We start from the raw sequence: 19,685 nt of genomic DNA, 5'->3' as shown, positions 1-19,685 counted from the left end.
TGGCGCCCTGCGCCCGACAGAGGAAGAGAACATGAAGATTCTGGTTGTATGCGGACACGGCCTGGGCACCAGCCTGATGATGGAGATGAGCATCAAGAGCATTCTCAAGGAGCTGGCCGTGACGGCCGAGGTGGATCACCGGGATCTCGCCTCCGCCGGCAGCGAGCGCGCCGAGATCTTTGTCGCCACCCGCGACATCGCCGAACAGCTGGTCAGCATGGGGGTCGACGGCCGGCTGGTATCCCTGGACAACATGGTCGACAAGGCCGCCATGAAAGAAAAACTCGCCATCGCCCTGCGCGAGCTGGGCGCACTCTAACCCCTTTGCGACTGTCTGGGCGGCTGGTGAGCCGCCGCTTCCATCTGCTTGGAGCTGACCATGGAATTTTTCAATTTTCTGATGTTTGACGTGCTGTCGGAGCCGGCCGTGCTGGTTGGCCTCATCGCCCTCATCGGCCTGATCGCCCAGAAGAAACCTGTGACCGAGTGCATCAAGGGCACGGTCAAGACCATCATGGGCTTCGTCATCCTGGGGGCCGGCGCCACCCTGGTGGTGAACTCGCTGGGCGACTTCGCCACCATCTTCCAGCACGCCTTCGGCATCAAGGGGGTGGTCCCCAACAACGAGGCCATCGTCTCCATCGCCCAGCAGTCGTTCGGCAAAGAGATGGCGATGATCATGTTCTTCGCCATGCTGGTGAACATCCTGATCGCCCGGCTCACCCCGTGGAAGTTCATCTTCCTGACCGGTCACCACACCCTGTTCATGTCGATGATGGTGGCGGCCATCCTCTCCGCCGGCGGCATGAGCGGCATCCCGCTCATCGCGGTGGGCAGCCTGGTGGTCGGCGTGACCATGGTGCTGTTCCCGGCCCTCGCCCACCCTTACATGAAGCAGATCACCGGCTCCGACGATGTGGCACTCGGCCACTTCTCCACCTGCTCCTACGTGCTGGCCGGCTGGATCGGTGCCAAGTTCGGCAACAAGGCCCACAGCAGCGAAGAGGTGCAGGTGCCCAAGAGCCTGCTGTTCCTGCGCGATACCCCGGTGGCCATCTCCTTCACCATGGGCATCATCTTCCTTATCACCTCCGCCTTCGCCGGGCCCGAGTTCGTCGCCAGCGTCGCCAAGGGCAAGCACTGGTTCATGTTCTCCCTGATGCAGTCCATCACCTTCGCCGCCGGGGTCTACGTGATCCTGCAGGGGGTACGGATGGTCATCGCCGAAATCGTGCCGGCCTTCAAGGGGATCTCCGACAAGCTGGTGCCCAACGCCAAGCCGGCGCTGGACTGCCCCATCGTCTTCCCCTACGCCCCCAATGCGGTGCTGATCGGCTTCCTGTCGAGCTTCGCCGCCGGTCTGGTGGGCATGGTGCTGCTCTACCTGCTGGGGCTCACCGTCATCATTCCGGGCGTGGTGCCGCACTTCTTCGTCGGCGCGGCAGCCGGGGTGTTCGGCAATGCCACCGGCGGCCGTCGCGGCGCTCTACTAGGTGCCTTCGCCAACGGCCTGCTGATCACCTTCCTGCCGGTGTTCCTGCTGCCGGTACTGGGAGATCTGGGCTTTGCCAACACCACCTTCAGCGATGCCGACTTCGGTGTGGTGGGGATCCTGCTCGGCCTCATCGTACGCTGATCACTCTTGCTCATCGGGGGCATGGCCAGCGGTGCCATGCCCCCACTCATCTTCCCGCACTGCCAGCCGGGCCCCACCAGCCCGAACAACGTCGAAAATATGTGCAAACACAGTGCGTTGGATCGGATTTTCACCCCATAGCGGCAGCATCTGACAGGGGAGTGCGATATGCTGATGCGCTGACGTTCAACCCGACCTCGCTCGAGGCCCTTTCCATGAAATACCTGGTAGTACAAACCAAACAGATAGGAGATGTGCTGATCTCCACCGCACTGTGCAACAACCTCAAGCAGCACGACCCTGCCGGGGAAGTTCACTATCTGGTCATGGATTACTGCGCGGGCATGGCAGAGGGAAACCCCAACATCGATCGATTGATCGTCATCGAGAAGGCGCGCCGCAACGAGTGGCGCTATATGAAGGATTTGCTGCTGGGCATTCGCCGCGAACGCTACGATGTGGTGATCAACAGCCAGGGCCAGATGATAGGCCTGCTCACCTGTCTCTTCTCCGGCGCCCGCCTGCGGATCGGCTTCGACTCCTTCCCATGGCGCCTGGGCCACAACCGCATCGTGCGCTTTCGCCATGACACCGAGCATCAGGGCAACAGCACCCTGGTGGACGACCGGTTTTCACTGCTCAAGCCCCTCGGCCTCGCCAGGGAGGATCGCAACTACTATCTCTGGCTCAGCGACAGGGAGAGACAACGGGGGCGCGAGACCCTGCTGGCCGCTGGCGTCGACCCGACCCGGCCACTCATCGCCATGGGAGTTAACTCCCTCGGCCATTACAAGCGCTGGCCCATCGACTGCTTCGCCAAGGTCGCCCAGTGGCTCATCGAGGAGCACAATGCCCAGATCTTGGTCTATTGCGGACCGGGGGAAGAGGAGTACAACCGGGGGCTGAAGCCGCTGCTGCCAGAAGCGCTGCAGGCCAGCGTGTTTGACCATGTGCAGACCCGCTCGGTACGGGAACTGGTGGGGCTCTTCGCCCATTGCCAGCTGTTCGTTGGCAACGACACAGGCCCGCGCCATATGGCGCAGGCGCTGGATATCCCCCTGCTCACCATCGTCTCTCCCCTCGGACACTCCGCCATTGCCAATCCCGTCTCTCATCCCCGTTATCGCTTCGTCGACACGGGTCGTCAGGATCCGCAGCAGGAAGTGCGCGAGGTACAGATGCAGCTGGATGAGCTCTGGAGTCAAGTCACTCCTGTCACCGGCAAGCAGGCAGATGGAGACACGGCTCCCCTGCCCACTGTCTAGCACGGTGATGCCATATCGCCATCATTTGCGCAGGCGGAAGAACTCCTTCTGCCATTCATAGAGATACCCTGACCAGCCTTTGGCCTTGGCACGCAGGAACACAAGACCGGATGAGCGTTTCCAGCTGTGCTGGAACCAGTGGGTCATGTAGCGCTCTGCCGCCGGCTCGAAATGAATCGCCTCCCCCTGGTAGTTGTAGAAATAGTGCACGGGGGCGATCAGGGCGGTATCCCCTGATGATGCCAGCTTCTCCGAGACCAGGTGTGTCATGATCTCCGGCCCCATGTACATGGGAGAGGACATGATCTCCTGTTCATAGAAGCGCACCAGTTCGGACAGCATGGCCGAATCTTGTCTGGCGTAGATGACCGCGGTGCCGATCAGCCGATCGGATTCGTAGCCGACGCCAAAGGCCACGGACTCGAAGAGCGGGAAGGGATCCTGGTTGATGGTGACATCGGTATCCAGGTACAGACCCCCTTCCTGAGCGAGGATCTTGAGCCGCAGGTAATCGGTCACGAAGGCCAGCAGGCCTCGCCGGTAGCATTCCCGGGCAAAGGTGCACTCCTGTATCCAGCGTTTGACCTGCGGATCCGTGTCCAGCCAGAGCTTGTAGTCGTAACCCTGCTTGCGCCAGTCATCGATGCACACGTGCGCCAGAGGAGGCAAGCGGCTGCCGAGCCAGATGGCGTGAATGGTTCTGTTGGTCGCACTCATGCCTTGCCCCCCGCCTGTTTCATGTTCCACAGGGCCATCCTGACGAAGCGGTAGAAGCGATAGAGTTCACGGGTCAACTTGAATCCCAGCGGAACTTTCTTCAGCACGACCTGATTCTGAATGTCGCTGCCCATGTCCCGCGGACTGTAGATGGCATAGGGAATCAGGCCGGTACAGATGAGCCCGGTGCGATAGGACTCACCGATGAAGTTGTCGACCGAACAGAGCCACCGCTGGCTGTGGGCCAGCAACCGGCGGGCCCCCTGGGGAGAGATGCTGTATCCCGTGGTCCAGCACGAGTTGTTGTGCCAGAACATGAGCTGCATGTTGTCCACTGTAGTCAGGGCCGTGGCGGTGCCGATCTGGGGTTCCACCTTCACGTACTCGTACTGTTCGTGGATCTTCGGCAGGGTACCCACCACCTCTTCAAAATACTGGGTGGGCAGGAAATCGTCTTCCAGGATGAGGATGGGCTCGTCGAGCTCGACACACTTCTCCCACAGCAGATAGTGGCTGGCATAGCACCCCTTTTCCCCGGGCGTCAGCGGTCTGCTGCGAAACCGGATCCTGTGCTGATCATCCGGCAGGGCCTGCAGCCGCTCGGGCAGCCCCTCAAAACCGTTCACTGCGCTGAAAAATTCGAAGGGGATGCCTCTGGCAGAGAGCACAGACTCGACACGACTGCGCCGCTCGACGGCCCTGTCCAGACTAATGACGTAAATTTTCATGACCTTCCTTTCCAAGCCTGTTCAGTTCCCAATGCAATGCGGTCGAGTAGATGGCGCCCATGAAGACGCTGAATACCCACTGCCCGGAACGCATGTAGAAGAATGATTCGAAGTTGTTGATGATGAGCCAATAGAGGATGAAGGAGATGGCCAGCATCTTGATGAAACGGGACGAAACCGGACAGCACAGCACCTGGCGGAGCACCGAGAAAAGTGTGCCATACAACACCAGGAAACCGGCTGCCCCCCAGCACACCAGGGTTTCCATGTTGGAGTTGTGCAGGTGACGAAACTCCCGGGTAATGTAGTCAGGCAGCGTCTTGGAGAGGGTGATCACCAACGACTGGCTGCCATAGCCTGTCCCGAAGAAGGGGTGAGCCAGGAACCACTGGATGGCCTCCAGCCAGGTCTTCAATCGCACCCCGATGCTGAAGTCCCGTACCTCGTTCCAGTTACCCGTCAGGATGGCATGCACATCCCCCTGATGCACGAAGCCGGCCAGCAACCGCTCCCGGATGAACGAAACCTGATACAGCGCCAGCATGGTCATCAGCAAGATGGCGTAGGTCAACACCACCTTGCGCCTTGGCCATCCTCCCCCAAGCAAGGGGAGGATGGCCAGCGAAGCCGAGATCGCCAGCCAGGACTGACGAGACTGCAGAATGACGGAGAAGACCCCGAACAACAGGATGCCGAGCAGGATCCCGGCATTGCCCAGCGACAGCTTCCTGAATTTCGAGGTAAGCAACAAGAGCACAAAAAACAGGAAGCAGGCACCCGCGATCAGGGAGCCGTGCTGGGCATTGCGGTAATTGAAATCTACCCTGGCCCCATCAAGACCTGTCTCGACGATGGAGAAGAAGGAGGAGTGATAGGCAAAGGTGAAAATGACACCGAGGCAGAAGGTCAGCAGGGTGATGACGATGCGGCGCGGGTTCCCCTTCAGCCAGTAGGCGAGACCAAGGAAGAAGAAGAGGTATGCCATCGACTTCACAGAAGGGTATTTGAGGGCATACTCGGGCACGAACTGTCTGGATGCGACCCAGCTCAGGCACTGTACCACCAAGGCCAGACAGAGCAGTTGAAAGATCCTGTTCCTTGTAAAGAAGGCCCTTTCCACATAGAAGGCCATCAGGGTGGCCAACACTATGATGGTCTGGCAGACGTCGGCGATCAGCTGAATCGAATCCTTGAACAGGGTGTAACCCAGAATATTCAGGAAGATGAAGTTGCCGAACGCCTGGCCGTGAAAGATGCGGAGAAAATCGTCACTCGTCGATGAGTCATGATCTGTCATACGGAGCAAGGTGTATTCCCTGTCAGGTTTTTCGGAAGACATAGTTGCCACGGATCTTGCGCCACAGACCAAACATGTCGGTGCGGGGGAAGATGGCGATCCGGCGGATCTGGAACGGATCCCGGTGCATGGCTCTGGGGCCGCTGTTGGTGGCCACAGCATAGCGATAACCGGCGGCAACGGCCTGGGCTTTTGCACTGTCGTTCAGATCCCCGTAAGGATAGGCAAACGAGATCAGGGGATGGCCGAGCAACTGCTCCAGCCAGGCCTTGTTGGCCTGGATCTGGTGGGCCTGCTCCTCTGGGGGGAGCGTGCTCAGGCGGGGGTGAGTCAGGGTATGGCCCCCGATCTCCACATGACCGGAGGCCACCAGCGCCTTGATTTCGTCCGGGGTCATCAGGGTCACCGGGGTATCGGGGTGAGTCGGGTGCTCCACATCCCAACGATTGTGATCCTCACCGGTCACCACATAGACCACCGCCTTGTAGCCATACTTTTCCAGTAGCGGCAGCATGCGGGTGAGGTTGTCCCGATAGCCGTCGTCCACGGTGATCATCAGGTACTTCTTGCCGTATTGCAGCCGGTGGATGAACCCGTTCTCCGCCAGGTCGGCAAATGTCAGCGTCTCGTAGCCCAGCCACTTCATCAGCTTGAGGTGCTTCTCGAACATGGCGACCGGGAGCCAGGTGCCATGCACTCCCTTTTCGCTCTCGTGCTCGATGAAGCGGTGATACATGATGACCGGCATCTCCCGGCGCAGGGTCTCGACCACGGCGTCCTGATAGACGGATTCCAGCCCGGTCACGACGCCTTGCAAATCATACTCTTGCAGGATCCGTTGGCGCACTGGGTCTGGCACCACCTTGGAGGCCAGCGCCGAAGGGATCTGCGCCTTCAGCCCGGCAAAGTCGATGGCCAGATCCCTGGGGCCGATGTCGCCGAAGTTGCTGGCGAGGGCCTCGTCCAGATTCTGCTCCGTCACCAGACCGATGGCCCTGGCTTCGCCGATGGCAAACGCCGGACGACCGCACAGCAGCGCCTCCATCGCCACCCGACCGGCACCGATCACCAGATCGCAGCCCGCCATCAGGGCGGGCACATCGTCCACATAGCCGACGAAGTCGACCTTGTCCTGAAAACGGGCAAAACGCGCCGGCACCTGGGTGCCGCTGACGACGCGCACCCGGCAGGCTTCCAGATCCAGCACCTCGTCCAGCAACCGGTAGCAGAGCTCCCCCTTGGGACCGCTCAGCCGACCAATGATGGCGATCACCGGTTTGTCGTTGTCCGGTATCGGCACGGGCTGGAACTTGTCGGTCTCGATACCGTTGCGCAGCACCTGCACCATGGCCGGGTCCACCCCCAGGTTGTCGATGATCTGGCTGGCGATATCCTCGCACACCGCCACCGCCCGATAACCCAGCGCATGGAATGCCTTGCGAGAGGCGTGTACCGGCTGGCGCCCGTGCACCGTGGTGATCATGGGGGTGCCGGTCAGCTTGCAGGCGACGTAGCTGCTCCAGCCCGAGGCGCGCGAATGGGCGTGCACAAGCTGGATCCTGTGCTTGCGGATCAGATAGATGAGATAGAAGACGTGCCAGAAGCGGCGCAGGATGCTGCGCTTGTTGAAGCGCAACCGAAAGACCGGCCCCAGAGTCGGTTTGGTCAGGGTGTCAGAGACGTAGAAAACCTGGTGGCCACGGCGGGTCAGCTCGTTGCCGACCGTGGTGGCATAGACCTCCGCGCCCGTCACTTCGAGCTGGGAGAGAGCCATCAATATGTTCATGCAAGCGCATCCGATCGACGGGTGGCCAGAGCCACCCGCCAGAGGGGGATCAAGCCCGGTTCAACCAGGCCATGTAATCGGCCACGCCTTCGGCCACAGTCTTGAACTCGCCGTCATAGCCGACGCCGCGCAACTTGGTGAGATCCGCCTGGGTGAAGCTCTGGTAGCGACCCTTGAGGTGATCCGGGAAGGGAATGTATTCGATGGCGCCTTTCTGGTGATGCCTGATCACGGCTTCCGCCACGTTCTGGAACGGCTCAGCCCGGCCGGTGCCGCAGTTGAAGATGCCGGAGTGCTGCGGATTCTGCCAGAACCAGAGGTTCACCTTGCAGACGTCGTCCACGTAGATGAAATCCCGCATCTGGCCGCCATCCGGGAAACCGTCACAGCCCTCGAACAGCTTGGGATTGTCACCCTGCTTCACCTGGGTATTGAGGTGGAAGGCCACGGACGCCATGGAGCCCTTGTGCTGCTCGCGGGGACCATAGACGTTGAAGTACTTGAGACCCACCACCTGGGAGTTGATCTCCGGCATCCAGCGACGCACGTACTGATCGAACAGCTGCTTGGAGTAGCCGTAGACGTTGAGGGGCTGCTCGAACCTCGGGTCTTCGATGAAGTTGTCGTTGCGCCCACCATAGGTCGCGGCGGAAGAGGCATAGATGAAGGGGATTTCCCGCTCGATGCAGTAGTGGAACAGATCCTTGGAGTACTCGTAGTTGACCTCCATGATGAACTTGCCGTTCCACTCGGTGGTCGCGGAGCAGGCGCCTTCGTGGAAGATCACCTCGATGCCGTCATCCCACTCCTCGAATTCGTCACCGGAGACGATCCGCGCCTGGAACTCGTCCTTGTCCATGTAGTCGGCGATGGTGAGGTCGACCAGGTTGACGAACTTGGTGCCGTCGGTCAGGTCATCAATGACCACGATATCGGTCCGTCCTTGAGCGTTCAGCTGCTTGACCAGATTGCTGCCGATAAAGCCAGCACCGCCAGTTACTACGATCATGGAGTTTGCCTCGCGTACGTTGTGGCCCCGTGTGACTGCCTGTTAAAGCTGTGTATAGTGGGCCAATTTGAAATTGCCGAAAAGTTTATCACGGGCCGCAAGGGGATTCGACCTCGATGACTTTTCCCCTTCGGGCCCGGCAGAGGGACCAGCGATGAAGACCAGAGACAGGATCATCCACAGCGCCACCGAGCTGTTCAACGATCAGGGCGAGCGCAACATCACCACCAACCACATTGCCGCACACCTTGGCATCAGCCCGGGCAACCTTTACTACCACTTCAGAAACAAAGAAGACATCATCCACTCCATCTTCGATCAGTACGCCCGCCACCTGAGCGACAGCTTCACCCCGATCCGCAGCAGCGAGATCCGGCTGGAGGATCTGATGGGCTACCTGGATGCCATCTTCTATTTGATGTGGCAGTTCCGCTTCTTCTACGCGAACCTGCCGGACATCCTGAGTCGCGACGAGCTGCTGCAGCAGAAATACCTCAAGGCACAGGAGCAGCTCCGAGCCACCGTGGAGACGCTGCTCAGAAGCCTGCGCGAAGGCGGTATCATCGCCGTCAGCGATGAAGACCTGCCGGATCTCGGTCAGACCATCAAGATGGTCGTCACCTGCTGGATCCCGTTCCAGATCGCCCAGGCCCCGGCCACCCGCATCACCAAGCCCCTGCTCTACCAGGGGGTCTTGCGGGTGCTGTTTTTGCTGCGCCCCTACGTGCAGCCACAAGTGGCCCCCCAGATACATCAACTGGAGCAACATTATCTCCAACTGGCCCAACCAGCCGGGTGAGATCTGTTTCACAATTGTTGATTATCAGCATAAAAATTTGAATTTATACGCAGGGATTACAGTAAAATGTTGCCCATTCTAGGGTCTGTCGGCGTTTCGTCGCGACCGTGACGACGCCGAACCGTGCGGGTTGCACGGCCCGGGATCCTGATAACACAGTCGATACAGCAATGAGGACCGAGGATGTCTAACGGATTCTATCGTCACCTGACCGAACAGCTCGAACAGGTCAAGGCGGAAGGGCTATACAAGCAGGAGCGCATCATCACCTCGGCCCAGCAGGCCCAGATTGCGGTGGGCGGCGAGCAGGTACTGAACTTCTGTGCCAACAACTACCTGGGGCTGGCCAACCATCCCGACCTGATTGCCGCCGCCCATCAGGGACTCGACAGCCACGGCTTCGGCATGGCCTCCGTGCGCTTCATCTGTGGTACCCAGGACCAGCACAAGGAACTGGAGCAGAAGCTGTCCGCCTTCCTCGGCACCGAAGACAGCATCCTCTACTCCTCCTGCTTCGACGCCAACGGCGGTCTGTTCGAGACCCTGTTCGGTGCCGAAGACGCCATCATCTCCGACGCCCTCAACCATGCCTCCATCATCGATGGGGTGCGGTTGTGCAAGGCCAGGCGCTATCGCTACGCCAACAACGACATGGCCGAACTGGAAGCCCAGCTCAAGCAGGCTGATGCCGACGGCGCCCGCTTCAAACTGATCGCCACCGATGGCGTCTTCTCCATGGATGGCGTCATCGCCGACCTCAAATCCATCTGCGATCTGGCCGACAAGTACGACGCGCTGGTGATGGTGGATGACTCCCACGCCGTCGGCTTCATCGGGGAGAACGGCCGCGGTACCCACGAATACTGCGAGGTGATGGAACGGGTCGACATCATCACCGGCACCCTGGGCAAGGCGCTGGGTGGCGCGTCCGGTGGCTACACCTCCGGCAAGAAAGAGGTGATCGACTGGTTGCGTCAGCGCTCCCGTCCCTACCTCTTCTCCAACTCCCTGGCACCCTCCATCGTCTCGGCCACCATCAAGGTGATCGACATGCTGGCCGAGGGTCACGACCTGCGTGCCCGCCTCAAGGAGAACAGTGCCTACTTCCGCGAGCGCATGAGCGCCGCCGGCTTTACCCTGGCCGGCGCCGATCACGCCATCATTCCGGTCATGCTGGGGGATGCCAAACTGGCCGCCGAGATGGCGAGCCGCATGCTGGCCGCCGGTATCTACGTGGTGGGCTTCTCCTTCCCCGTGGTACCCAAGGGTCAGGCGCGCATCCGGACCCAGATGTCCGCCGCCCATACCCGGGAGCAACTGGACAAGGCGATCGATGCCTTCATTCGCATCGGTCGCGAGCTCGGTGTGATTTGATCACATGGCTGGCTGATTAAAACGGGGGCCAAGGTTGGGCCCCATTTTATTACCCTCTGTACCCGGCATGGCGCCGTGAGGAATCTGTCATGAAAGCACTCTCCAAACTCAAATCCGAAGTCGGCATCTGGATGACCGATGTCCCGGCTCCCGAGCTCGGCCACAACGATCTGCTCATCAAGATCCGCAAGACCGCCATCTGCGGCACCGACATGCACATCTACAACTGGGACGAGTGGGCCCAGAAGACCATTCCCGTCCCCATGGTGGTAGGGCACGAGTATGTGGGAGAGGTGGTCGCCGTCGGCCAGGAAGTGCGCGGCTTCGCCATCGGCGATCGCGTCTCCGGCGAAGGCCACATCACCTGCGGCCACTGCCGCAACTGCCGTGCCGGTCGCACCCACCTGTGCCGCAACACCATTGGTGTGGGTGTGAACCGCCCGGGATCCTTCGCCGAATACCTGGTGATCCCGGCCTTCAACGCCTTCAAGCTGCCGGACAACATCCCCGATGAGCTGGCCGCCATCTTCGATCCGTTCGGCAACGCCGTGCACACCGCCCTCTCCTTCGACCTGGTGGGTGAAGACGTGCTCATCACCGGCGCAGGCCCCATCGGCATCATGGCTGCTGCCGTCTGCCGTCACGTTGGCGCCCGTCACGTGGTGATCACCGACGTCAACGAATACCGGCTGGAACTGGCCCGCAAGATGGGCGCCACCCGTGCCGTCAACGTGGCCAAGGAGAAGCTCTCCGATGTCATGGAAGATCTCGGCATGACCGAAGGATTCGATGTGGGGCTGGAGATGTCCGGGGTGCCCAGCGCCTTCCAGGACATGATCGACAAGATGAACCACGGCGGCAAAATCGCCATGCTCGGCATTCCTCCCTCCACCATGGCCATCGACTGGGGCAAGGTGATCTTCAAGGGACTCTTCATCAAGGGGATCTACGGCCGCGAAATGTTCGAAACCTGGTACAAGATGGCAAGCCTCATCCAGTCTGGCCTGGATCTCAGCCCCATCATCACCCATCACTTCCACATCGACGACTTCCAGCAGGGCTTCGAAGCCATGGGCTCGGGCAAGTCCGGCAAGGTGATCCTGAACTGGGATTGACGACACGCGAGGGGCGCCTGGGCAATCAGCGCGCCCTATTTTGTTCAGCCTCACGAAACCCGGCGCATGCCGGGTTTTTTTATGTGGGATCACCCCTTCCCGCTCTACCACTTTGTTTGCAGATTGCTTAACACTTCACACACAAGCGTTTAAATGGCTGTAACTATTCGGTTATAATCCCGTCGTTTTCTGGGGATAATAAGAGCCTGCTGGGAGTACATGAGCGTGTTGAAAAAACTGAGCTATTTGCTGGCTGCCGGGATGGCGGCTGCCACTCTGTCCGGCGCCGTCCTTGCCGCCGATGACATGTCGACAGAGGCCATCGCCGAGCGTATTGCCCCGGTTGGCCAGGTTTATACCGCCAAGGATCTGGAAGGTATTGCGACCGCCGCGGCCGCGCCTGCGGCAGCCTCCTCCGGCCCCCGTGACGGCGAGACCGTGTTCAAGGGTGCCTGCTTCGCCTGCCATGATACCGGTGCCGCCGGCGCCCCCAAGCGAGGTGACAAGGCCGCCTGGGAGCCACGCATCGCCCAGGGATTCGACACCTTGCGCAAACACGCCATCGAAGGCTTCACCGGCAAGGCTGGCATGATGCCACCGCGGGGGACCTGCGCCACCTGCAGTGACGAAGAGATCGAGAACGCCATTCACTACATGATCGACAAGCTCTAAGTAATTGAAAGGGCTCCTCTTGCAGCCCTTTCAATCCCATCACTTCCGACTACGCTTGAAGGTAAGTTTTTTCGGGAGTGTTGCATGTCAGTTCAGCCCACCACACCGCCAGACTCGCACTCCTTGCTGGCGGTCGTCTCCTCCATCATGGATTTTCCCGCCCCCGGCATTGCCTCCCCCGAGGATTACGCCCGACTGGTCGGTCTGCTGGACACACTCTGCCCTCTGCAACATTTCGCCATGCTGGGGCTGGCCGACGGGGGGCTGAACTGGCGCTACACCTATCAGCTTCCCGACGTGTTCAAGCAACAATTGGGACGGGAAGAACCTCGCCTCACCGAACAGCTCACCCGGCTCGATGAAGGTCAGGGCTGGTGTGTGCAGCCTGTGGAGCATATCGACGTGCAGTGGTTGCTGGCACGCAGCACCCCGGATCAGGCACCCACCCTGAGGTTGCTGTTGGAGTGCCTGGCCAAACGCCTGCACGAAACCCAGACCGGTACCCAGCTGGCGGGGCAGGCCTCCCCTCTCATGCAGCGGGATCCCCAGTGGCAGGAGAAAATCGAGAAGATCGGCAGAGTCATGCGCCTGGCTCACAACCTGCCTCAGCATGCCCTGTTTGCCCAGTTGGAAGCTGTGTTGCGCCAGATGCTCTCGGTCAGCGACATGTTGCTGATCCGGCTGGAAAACCAGCGACTGGAGCGACTCTATCCACCACACCTGACATACGACGATGACATCATTCGGGCCATGTGCCACAGCACCAACAGCGTAGAGCGCCATGAAGAGGGACTTTACTGGTACAGCCTGCCCCTGCGCCAGCAGCAGCAATACTTTGCCCACCTCATCCTCAACATGACCCGGCCTCTGGAAACCGATGACAGGCTGTTCCTCGATTTCCTGCGCCATCAGCTGACCCTGTTGCTGGAGCTCAAAAGAGTGCGACAGCAACTCGATGAGCTCAACTCGGAGGAGTCCATCAACCAGCGCCTCCAACAGCTGCGCCAAACCAACCTGAGGTTGCAGAAACGGCTCAAGCATCATCAGGAGCTGGAGCGGCGGCTCCAGTTCAATGCCCTGCACGACCCGCTGACCCAGTTGCCAAACCGGGCGCTGCTGATGAATCACCTGCATCATGCCATGACCCGCTACCGCCGCTACCAGACAGCCGGCTTCACCCTGATCTTCGTCGATGTGGATCACTTCAAGCAGGTCAATGACGCCTTGGGCCACAGTGCTGGCGATCAGTTGCTGCAGGAGCTGGGCAGCAGGCTGCAAGGCTGTATCCGGCAAAATGACATGGTGGCGAGGCTCGGAGGGGACGAATTCGTCATCTATCTGGACAACAGCCAGCGGGAAGAGGACATCAGCCCCGTGCTCAATCGCCTGATTGGCCGTATCGGCCATCCGTTCCGGCTCCAGGGCAACGAACTGACCATCACCGTCAGTCTGGGGGTCGCCAGCGTGACGGAGCAAACGGCCGATGTCAGTGAACTGCTGCACCAGGCAGACCTCGCCATGTACCAGGCCAAGCGCAACGGTCGCAGCCGCATCGTCATGTATTCGGAGGCCTGTACCGAACAGGCGGGGTCACCGGAAGAGCGGCTCTTCAGAGCCTTGCGGGAAGGGCGGATTGTGCCCTACTTCCAGCCGGTGATCAGGCTGTGTGACAGCCGCCTGGTCGGACTGGAGGTGATGGCGCGCTGGATAACGGAGGAAGGGGAGCTCAAGGATGCATTCGACTTCATTCCTCTGGCGGAACAGTGCGGCCTCATTCAGGATCTGGACCGCCAGATCCTCAAGCGCACCTGCCAGCAACTGAAGCTTTGGCAACCCGCCTCCGGGGTCGGTCGTTTCAGGATAGCCATCAACCTCTCCGGCAAGCACCTGGCCAGCCACGAGCAGATCATGCAACTGCTCACCATCATGGAGGAGGAGGGTGTCATCCCCGCATGTTTCATCTTTGAGTTCAACGAACGCGAGCTCTCCCGGCAGAGTGCCGACTCCCTCACAGCCTTGCATGAACTGAGGGCGAAAGGGATCCAGGTCAGCCTGGATGACTTCGGCACCGGCTTCTCTTCTCTCAACGCCCTGTTTCACTTCCCGGTGGATTACATCAAGGTGGACGACAGCTTCACCCATCGCATGTTGAACTCACCCAAGGATCTGGCGCTGATCCGCGCCATGCGGGACATCTGCCAGGACCTCGACTTCACCCTGGTGGTCGAGGGGATCGAAAATCAGCAACAGTTGCAAAAGCTCATCGAGCTTGGCTGCGCCCTCGGGCAGGGGCGCCACATCTCCCCCCCGCTGCCGGGAGCCGATATTCCCCCTCTGCTGGGTCAGGCCGCCCGAGAGGCCAAGCCTTCCGGCCTCAATCCTTCTTGAACAGGGCCCGCAGGTTGGCGACACCAACCTGCCCCTTCTGCTGGCGTTCCTCTGCCGTCACCTTCTTCTGGTTTTCCCACTCCAGGTCATCCTGGGGCAGCTCCAGCAGGAAGCGGCTCGGCTCCGGCCGCACCGACTCGCCAAACTGGCGACGCTCCTTGCAGAGGGTAAAGGTCAGCTCGGTCTGGGCCCGGGTAATCCCCACGTAGGCGAGGCGTCGCTCCTCCTCCACGTTGTCCTCGTCGATGCTGGTCTGGTGCGGCAGTAACCCCTCCTCCATGCCCACCATGTAGACATAGGGAAACTCCAGTCCCTTGGAGGCGTGCAATGTCATCAGCTGCACCTGATCCGCCTCATCCTCCCCTTCGTTGCGCTCCATCATGTCCCGCAGGGTGAGCCGGGTAACCACCTGAGCCAGCGTCATCGACTCCTCCAGCTCATCCCCTTCCAGCATCTCGCTGATCCAGCGATAAAGGGTGGAGACGTTTTGCATCCGCATCTCCGCCGCCTTCGGACTGGGGGAGGTCTCATAGAGCCACTCCTCATAGTGGATCTCCTTGATCATGTCCCGCACCGCCTCCACCGGATTGCCGCGCAGCGCCTGATCGCCGAGCCGTACCAGCCAGTTGGTGAAGGCCTGCAGGGCGGATAAACCGCGTCCGGAGAGGTGTTGCTCCAGCCCCAGCTCGAAACTGGCGGCAAACAGGCTCTTGCCACGCTGGTTGGCGTACTGGCCCAGTTTTTCGAGGGTGGTGGGGCCTATCTCGCGGCGCGGCAGATTGACCACCCGCAGGAAGGCGGTGTCCTCATCCGGGTTAACCAGCAGCTTGAGGTAGGCCATGATGTCCTTGATCTCGGTGCGGGAGAAAAATGAGGTACCGCCCGAGATACGGTAGGGTATGCGGTTGGTCATCAGCGCCTTCTCGAAAATGCGCGACTGATGGTTGCCCCGATAGAGGATGGCGTAATCCTTGAACCGGGTGCGGTTCATGAACTTGTGGCCCATCAGCTCGGCGGCGATACGCTCCGCCTCGTGCTCCTCGTTCTTGGCAAACAGCACCTTGAGCTTCACCCCCTCGTCCAGTTCGGAGAAGAGCGCCTTGTCATAGACGTGGGGGTTGTTGGCGATCAGGATGTTGGCGCACTTGAGGATGCGCCGCTTGGAGCGGTAGTTCTGCTCCAGCTTGATGAGTCGCAGATTGGGGAAGTCTTCGTTCAGCAGCACCAGGTTCTGCGGCTTGGCCCCGCGCCAGGAGTAGATGGACTGGTCATCGTCACCCACCACGGTGAAGCGGGCTCGCTCGCCGACGATCTGCTTCACCAGCTCGTACTGGCTGGTGTTGGTGTCCTGGTATTCGTCGACCAGCAGGTAGCGGATCTTGTTTTGCCAGCGCTCGCGCACCTCCTGGTTGCTCTTGAGCAGCAGGGTCGGCATCACGATGAGGTCGTCGAAATCAAGCGCGTTGTAGGCCACCATCTGGCGGTGGTAGCGCTCGTAGAGCTGAGCCATCAGCACCTCTTCCGGCCCGCGGGCGATGCGCATGGCCCGGGCAGGCAGGATGAGGTCGTTCTTCCAGTTGGAGATCTGGCTGATGAGGGCCGAGAGCTTGTCCTTGTCGTTGTCGAGCTCCGCCTCGGTCAGCTCCTTCAGCAGCGCCAGCTGATCGGTGTCATCAAACAGGGAGAAGTTCGCCTTGAGGTTCAGGCTCTTGTGCTCGCGGCGGATGATCTCAAGCCCCAGAGTGTGGAAGGTGGAGACCATCAGCCCCCGCGCCTCCTTGCGACCCAGGGTCTGACCGACCCGCTCCTTCATCTCCCGCGCCGCCTTGTTGGTAAAGGTGACCGCCGCTATGTTGCGTGCGTTGTAGCCGCACTGCTGTACCAGATAGGCAATCTTGTTGGTGATGACGCGGGTCTTGCCCGATCCGGCACCCGCCAGCACCAGGCAAGGGCCGGAGACATACTTGACCGCTTCGTTCTGATTGGGGTTGAGCTTCATGGGCCGGATCTCTTGGCTTATGATGAGGGGCGGCATTGTAACAGAGATCCCGCAGGCAGCCGAAACCGCAGGCAATATCCCGCCACTGCGCCTTGTGTTTGACCGCTATTTTCCGGATCATGGCCGACTTTTCCAGATGATATGAGGGGAGCATGAATCAGCAACAGCACGCCCGGCTGCGCGGCCAGTTTCCAGCCTTGGCGCAGGAGGTGAACGGCCACCCTCTGGTCTATCTGGACAACGCCGCCACCACCCAGAAACCGCAAGCCGTGCTGGATGCGATCAATCACTACTATCGGGCCGACAATGCCAACGTGCACCGCGCCGCCCATGCCCTGAGCGGCCGGGCCACACGCGCCTTCGAAGATGCCCGCAAGACGGCTGCCCGCTTTATCAATGCCCCTCGCAGCCACGAAGTGATATGGACCCGTGGCACCACGGAGGCGATCAATCTGGTGGCCCAGAGCTGGGGGATGAGCGAGCTGAGGGCGGGGGATGAAGTCGTGCTCAGCACCCTGGAGCACCACGCCAATATCGTCCCGTGGCAACTGGTCGCCCAACGCACCGGCGCCGTGATCCGGGTCGTCCCCCTCGATGAGCGGGGCGATCTCGACATGGCTGCCTATCACGCCATGCTGGGACCACGTACCCGACTGGTGAGCGTGGCTCACGTCTCCAATGCCCTTGGCACCGTCAATCCAGTCAAAGAGATGGTGGCAGCGGCCAAGGCGGTCGGTGCCCTGAGCCTCATAGACGGCGCCCAGGCAGTGGCCCATCTCGTAGTGGATGTGCAGGCTATCGACTGCGACTTCTACGCCTTCTCCGGCCACAAGCTCTATGGCCCGACCGGGATCGGCGTGCTGTGGGGCCGCACTGAGCTATTGGAGCGGATGCCCCCCTGGCAGGCCGGCGGCGAGATGATAGACAGGGTCAGCTTCAGCGGCACCACCTTCAACACCCTGCCCTTCAAATTCGAGGCAGGCACCCCCCATATTGCCGGCGCCATCGGCCTGGCCGCAGCCATCGGCTTTGTGATGGAGCAGGACAAGGATTCATTGGCCAGCCATGAAGCGGCGCTGACCGACTATCTGGTTGCCGGACTGCAACAGGTGCCAGGGCTGCGTCTGGTCGGCGAACCCGGTCAGCGCGCCGGCGCGGTCTCTTTCCTGCTGGACGACATCCACCCGCAAGATGCCGCCACCCTGCTCGACATGCAGGGCATAGCCCTGCGGGTCGGCCATCACTGCGCCATGCCGCTGATGGAATCGCTTGGTGTCGGCGGCACGATGCGCGCCTCGCTGGCCTGCTACAACAATCGGGACGATGTCGACGCCCTGCTGGCCGCCCTGCACAAACTCCGTGACTTCTTCTAAGGCAGACAATCCAATGAACAGCCTCGCAACCTATACCCGGATAGGCGTTGAGCCCGATGCAAATAGCATCCGTCAGCAGTTTGCGGCAGCAAACGGCTGGGAGAACCAGTACAGACTCATCATCCAGCTCGGCAAACTGCTGCCTGCACTGCCCGGCGAATGGCAGCAGGAGGCATTTCGCCTCAAGGGGTGTGAGAGCCAGGCTTGGTTGAAAGGGGAGAAAGGTGAGGATGGTAACTGGCACTTTGCTTGCGATTCCGATGCCCGCATCGTGCGCGGTCTGATTGTCATCGTACTGGCGGCACTCAATCATCAGAGTGCCGACGCTATCCAGGCTTTTGATATGGATGCCTATTTCAGTGAATTGGGGCTCGAGAAACACCTGAGCCCGTCGCGAGGCAACGGGCTCAGGGCAATCGTCTTGGCTATCCGGCAGCAAGCCGTCTAATCCACCTTGTTCAGTGGTCGATCATGCTTCACCAATCGACCCTGTGTCTTCATTTCCAGCCTCTTTCTCGGCACGGGACCCGCGCTCGGCAATCTTCTTCAATACCCGGGACGCGGCAACCAAGCCAAAAGTGGCCGTCACCGGCGTCACGGCACCGAAGCCGGAGGCGCAATCCATCTTCATATTGCCGTCGCTGGCCGCCTTGGCCTGGCAGGTGCCGCCATTGCCATCCGGATAACTCAGCTGCTCGGTTGAGAAGACACACTCCACCCCGAACTTGCGCGCCGGATTCTTGCTGAAGTTGTGCAGTCGGCGCAGGTCGGAGCGCACCTTGGCGGCCAGCGGATCCTGAATGGTCTTGGCCAGGTCGGCCACGGTGATCTGGGTCGGGTCCATCTGCCCGCCGGCACCGCCCGCCACGATCACCGGGATCTTGTTGCGCTTGCAGAAGGCAATCAGCGCCACCTTGGCCTTGACCGAGTCGATGGCATCCACCACATAGTCAAACTCCCGCTTGATATGCTCGCCCAGGTTGTCGGCGGTGACGAAGTCATCCACCTCGATCACCTCGCAATCCGGGTTGATGGCACGGATGCGCTCGGCCATCACCTCCGTCTTGAGACGGCCGACCGTGCCCTGCATGGCATGGATCTGGCGATTGGTGTTGGTGATGCAGATATCATCCATGTCGATCAGAGTGATCTGGTTGATGCCGGCCCGAGCCAGCGCCTCGGCCGCCCAGGAGCCGACGCCACCGATCCCGACCACGCAGACTTTCGCCTGGCTGAAGGAGCCAAGGGCACGCTGGCCATAAAGACGGGCAATGCCCCCGAATCGCTGTAGATACTCTGCTTTCATACCACCACCTTGCTTGAGGGCGGCCATTATAGCGGCAACCTCTCTCAGGGGCGATGATCGGATGATGGCGGTGTTGATGTGAGGGGAAATAGGTGCGGTCTCGGGAACGAAAAAAAGCCCAGTCGTTAGACTGGGCTTTTTAAGTAGTGGCGGAGCGGACGGGACTCGAACCCGCGACCCCCGGCGTGACAGGCCGGTATTCTAACCGACTGAACTACCGC

General features: G+C 60.5%; 17 protein-coding genes. 10 read left to right on the top strand and 7 right to left on the bottom strand.

Annotated features, from left to right (window positions below; translation table 11 throughout):
• The first annotated feature begins 31 nt into the window (after positions 1-31).
• From ACVDHI_RS20010 to ACVDHI_RS20000, 3 genes are all read left to right on the top strand, one after another.
• Complete coding sequence (locus tag ACVDHI_RS20010; protein WP_026142047.1) at positions 32-319, top strand: PTS sugar transporter subunit IIB; 288 nt, start codon at positions 32-34, stop codon at positions 317-319.
• Between the two features lie 60 nt (positions 320-379).
• A complete protein-coding gene (locus ACVDHI_RS20005) occupies positions 380-1,636 on the top strand; it encodes a PTS ascorbate transporter subunit IIC (RefSeq protein WP_011704190.1) in 1,257 nt (418 codons plus the stop codon).
• 215 nt (positions 1,637-1,851) lie between these two features.
• Positions 1,852-2,901, top strand: coding sequence for a glycosyltransferase family 9 protein (locus tag ACVDHI_RS20000; RefSeq protein WP_447212451.1), 1,050 nt, complete (start codon positions 1,852-1,854; stop codon positions 2,899-2,901).
• Positions 2,902-2,922: 21 nt separating this feature from the next.
• Here the strand turns inward: ACVDHI_RS20000 and ACVDHI_RS19995 are convergent, their stop codons facing one another.
• The 5 genes from ACVDHI_RS19995 to rfaD are packed head-to-tail and all read right to left on the bottom strand — an operon-like array spanning position 2,923 to position 8,438.
• Entirely contained in the window at positions 2,923-3,618 is a 696-nt protein-coding gene (locus ACVDHI_RS19995) for a glycosyltransferase family 32 protein (protein ID WP_039041138.1), read from the bottom strand.
• Complete coding sequence (locus ACVDHI_RS19990) at positions 3,615-4,346, bottom strand: glycosyltransferase family 25 protein (protein ID WP_042864640.1); 732 nt, start codon at positions 4,344-4,346, stop codon at positions 3,615-3,617. The genes ACVDHI_RS19995 and ACVDHI_RS19990 overlap by 4 nt, the downstream gene beginning before the upstream one ends.
• Positions 4,327-5,643: an O-antigen ligase family protein gene (locus tag ACVDHI_RS19985; protein WP_323942744.1), complete on the bottom strand. Its 1,317-nt coding sequence runs from the start codon at positions 5,641-5,643 to the stop codon at positions 4,327-4,329. The genes ACVDHI_RS19990 and ACVDHI_RS19985 overlap by 20 nt, the downstream gene beginning before the upstream one ends.
• Before the next feature lie 22 nt (positions 5,644-5,665).
• Positions 5,666-7,429 (bottom strand): polysaccharide deacetylase family protein, encoded by a 1,764-nt coding sequence (locus ACVDHI_RS19980; RefSeq protein WP_143238262.1) that lies wholly within the window; start codon positions 7,427-7,429, stop codon positions 5,666-5,668.
• Between the two features lie 49 nt (positions 7,430-7,478).
• The gene (rfaD, locus tag ACVDHI_RS19975) at positions 7,479-8,438 is read right to left on the bottom strand and encodes an ADP-glyceromanno-heptose 6-epimerase (RefSeq protein WP_039041134.1); all 960 of its coding nucleotides are present in this window, start codon (positions 8,436-8,438) and stop codon (positions 7,479-7,481) included.
• Between the two features lie 154 nt (positions 8,439-8,592).
• Between rfaD and ACVDHI_RS19970 the strand changes: the two genes are divergently transcribed.
• The 5 genes from ACVDHI_RS19970 to ACVDHI_RS19950 all read left to right on the top strand — a co-directional run bounded on the left by ACVDHI_RS19970 (position 8,593) and on the right by ACVDHI_RS19950 (position 14,786).
• A complete protein-coding gene (locus ACVDHI_RS19970) occupies positions 8,593-9,237 on the top strand; it encodes a TetR/AcrR family transcriptional regulator (RefSeq protein ID WP_052815559.1) in 645 nt (214 codons plus the stop codon).
• Positions 9,238-9,420: 183 nt separating this feature from the next.
• A complete protein-coding gene (locus ACVDHI_RS19965; protein WP_039041133.1) occupies positions 9,421-10,611 on the top strand; it encodes a glycine C-acetyltransferase in 1,191 nt (396 codons plus the stop codon).
• A gap of 89 nt (positions 10,612-10,700) precedes the next feature.
• Positions 10,701-11,726: an L-threonine 3-dehydrogenase gene (tdh, locus tag ACVDHI_RS19960; RefSeq protein ID WP_010672427.1), complete on the top strand. Its 1,026-nt coding sequence runs from the start codon at positions 10,701-10,703 to the stop codon at positions 11,724-11,726.
• Positions 11,727-11,945: 219 nt separating this feature from the next.
• On the top strand, positions 11,946-12,398 hold the full coding sequence (locus ACVDHI_RS19955) for a c-type cytochrome (RefSeq protein WP_039041132.1): 453 nt from the start codon (positions 11,946-11,948) through the stop codon (positions 12,396-12,398).
• 84 nt (positions 12,399-12,482) lie between these two features.
• A complete protein-coding gene (locus tag ACVDHI_RS19950; RefSeq protein ID WP_050498260.1) occupies positions 12,483-14,786 on the top strand; it encodes a putative bifunctional diguanylate cyclase/phosphodiesterase in 2,304 nt (767 codons plus the stop codon).
• On the opposite strand, the gene rep is transcribed toward ACVDHI_RS19950, so the two are convergent.
• Positions 14,773-16,785 carry a DNA helicase Rep gene (gene rep, locus ACVDHI_RS19945; protein WP_043155654.1) on the bottom strand — a complete coding sequence of 671 codons (2,013 nt, stop codon included), beginning with the start codon at positions 16,783-16,785 and terminating at the stop codon, positions 14,773-14,775. The genes ACVDHI_RS19950 and rep overlap by 14 nt on opposite strands.
• 152 nt (positions 16,786-16,937) lie before the next feature.
• Here rep and ACVDHI_RS19940 point away from each other — a divergent pair, with 152 nt between their 5' ends.
• Positions 16,938-18,158, top strand: coding sequence for an aminotransferase class V-fold PLP-dependent enzyme (locus ACVDHI_RS19940; protein ID WP_447212450.1), 1,221 nt, complete (start codon positions 16,938-16,940; stop codon positions 18,156-18,158).
• A 13-nt stretch (positions 18,159-18,171) separates the two neighbouring features.
• Complete coding sequence (locus ACVDHI_RS19935; protein ID WP_041214128.1) at positions 18,172-18,606, top strand: SufE family protein; 435 nt, start codon at positions 18,172-18,174, stop codon at positions 18,604-18,606.
• Positions 18,607-18,627: 21 nt separating this feature from the next.
• On the opposite strand, the gene tcdA is transcribed toward ACVDHI_RS19935, so the two are convergent.
• Positions 18,628-19,464, bottom strand: coding sequence for a tRNA cyclic N6-threonylcarbamoyladenosine(37) synthase TcdA (gene tcdA, locus ACVDHI_RS19930; RefSeq protein WP_447212449.1), 837 nt, complete (start codon positions 19,462-19,464; stop codon positions 18,628-18,630).
• Between the last annotated feature and the right edge of the window lie 221 nt (positions 19,465-19,685).

The sequence above is a fragment of the Aeromonas sp. 25-248 genome (assembly GCF_053005425.1).
The sequence above is the reverse complement of the archived record's forward strand: the minus strand, read 5'-3'. Positions and strand labels throughout refer to the sequence as shown.

Coding starts and splice junctions, on each gene's coding strand:
- rfaD (WP_039041134.1), bottom strand. CDS start 8,438: ATGATCGTAGTAACTGGCGGTGCTGGCTTTATCGGCAGCAATCTGGTC.
- ACVDHI_RS19955 (WP_039041132.1), top strand. CDS start 11,946: ATGAGCGTGTTGAAAAAACTGAGCTATTTGCTGGCTGCCGGGATGGCG.
- ACVDHI_RS19985 (WP_323942744.1), bottom strand. CDS start 5,643: ATGACAGATCATGACTCATCGACGAGTGACGATTTTCTCCGCATCTTT.
- ACVDHI_RS19980 (WP_143238262.1), bottom strand. CDS start 7,429: ATGAACATATTGATGGCTCTCTCCCAGCTCGAAGTGACGGGCGCGGAG.
- ACVDHI_RS19995 (WP_039041138.1), bottom strand. CDS start 3,618: ATGAGTGCGACCAACAGAACCATTCACGCCATCTGGCTCGGCAGCCGC.
- ACVDHI_RS19965 (WP_039041133.1), top strand. CDS start 9,421: ATGTCTAACGGATTCTATCGTCACCTGACCGAACAGCTCGAACAGGTC.
- rep (WP_043155654.1), bottom strand. CDS start 16,785: ATGAAGCTCAACCCCAATCAGAACGAAGCGGTCAAGTATGTCTCCGGC.
- ACVDHI_RS19940 (WP_447212450.1), top strand. CDS start 16,938: ATGAATCAGCAACAGCACGCCCGGCTGCGCGGCCAGTTTCCAGCCTTG.
- tcdA (WP_447212449.1), bottom strand. CDS start 19,464: ATGAAAGCAGAGTATCTACAGCGATTCGGGGGCATTGCCCGTCTTTAT.
- ACVDHI_RS19935 (WP_041214128.1), top strand. CDS start 18,172: ATGAACAGCCTCGCAACCTATACCCGGATAGGCGTTGAGCCCGATGCA.
- ACVDHI_RS19950 (WP_050498260.1), top strand. CDS start 12,483: ATGTCAGTTCAGCCCACCACACCGCCAGACTCGCACTCCTTGCTGGCG.
- ACVDHI_RS20005 (WP_011704190.1), top strand. CDS start 380: ATGGAATTTTTCAATTTTCTGATGTTTGACGTGCTGTCGGAGCCGGCC.
- ACVDHI_RS19990 (WP_042864640.1), bottom strand. CDS start 4,346: ATGAAAATTTACGTCATTAGTCTGGACAGGGCCGTCGAGCGGCGCAGT.
- ACVDHI_RS20000 (WP_447212451.1), top strand. CDS start 1,852: ATGAAATACCTGGTAGTACAAACCAAACAGATAGGAGATGTGCTGATC.
- ACVDHI_RS20010 (WP_026142047.1), top strand. CDS start 32: ATGAAGATTCTGGTTGTATGCGGACACGGCCTGGGCACCAGCCTGATG.
- ACVDHI_RS19970 (WP_052815559.1), top strand. CDS start 8,593: ATGAAGACCAGAGACAGGATCATCCACAGCGCCACCGAGCTGTTCAAC.
- tdh (WP_010672427.1), top strand. CDS start 10,701: ATGAAAGCACTCTCCAAACTCAAATCCGAAGTCGGCATCTGGATGACC.